We start from the raw sequence: 1,028 nt of genomic DNA on the forward strand, positions 1-1,028 counted from the left end.
AGTCAGTTCAGGCAGACCCGAAACCGGGTGATCTACCCATGTCCAGGTTGAAGTTGCCGTAAAAGGCAATGGAGGACCGAACGCACATCCGTTGAAAAGGGTGGCGATGAGGTGTGGGTAGGGGAGAAATTCCAATCGAACCCGGAGATAGCTGGTTCTCCTCGAAATAGCTTTAGGGCTAGCCTCGATGGAGTCTAATGGAGGTAGAGCACTGAATTTCCTAGGGGGCGTCAAAGCTTACCGAAGAATATCAAACTCCGAATGCCATATAGATGCTCATCGGGAGTCAGACTGCACGAGATAAGTTGGGCAGTCAAAAGGGAAAGAGCCCAGACCTGCAGCTAAGGTCCCAAAGTGCGTGTTAAGTGGAAAAGGATGTGGGATTTCAAAGACAACCAGGATGTTGGCTTAGAAGCAGCCATACATTAAAAGAGTGCGTAATAGCTCACTGGTCGAGAGGTCCTGCGCCGAAAATGTCCGGGGCTAAAACACGACACCGAAGCTCAGGAATGTACGAACGTACATTGGTAGAGGAGCATTCTTAATCAGGACGAAGCGTCACTGGAAAGAGGCGTGGACGGTTAAGAAGAGAGAATGCCGGAATGAGTAGCGAGAGGAAGGTGGGAATCCTTCCGGCCGAATATCCAAGGTTTCCAGGGTAAAGCTGATCTGCCCTGGGTAAGTCGGGACCTAAGGCGAGGTCGAAAGACGTAGCCGATGGACAACAGGTTGAGATTCCTGTACTGCTGTATAACAGAACTGTGGGGACACGTGTGGAGAGTGTGAGCCGGGTATGGAAAGACCGGTGCAAGCGAGGTAGGAGTCAGATAGGCAAATCCGTCTGGCAATCCGAAGACGTGACGCGGACCGAACTAAAGTAGGGAAGCACATGAGCCATGCGTCGAGAAAAGCCGCTATTGCTTATACAGTACCCGTACCGTAAACCGACACAGGTAGATGAGGAGAGAATCCTAAGGCCGACGGAAGAAGCATTGTTAAGGAACTCGGCAAAATGACCCCGTAACTTC

Annotated in this window: 1 rRNA gene; it reads left to right on the plus strand. The window is 51.1% G+C overall.

Annotated elements, in window-relative coordinates:
* Positions 1-1,028, plus strand: a 23S ribosomal RNA gene (locus B5E77_RS16705); the annotation flags it as partial.

The sequence above is a fragment of the Lachnoclostridium sp. An131 genome, assembly GCF_002160825.1.
In the GTDB taxonomy this organism is placed as follows: Bacteria; Bacillota; Clostridia; order Lachnospirales; family Lachnospiraceae; genus Laedolimicola.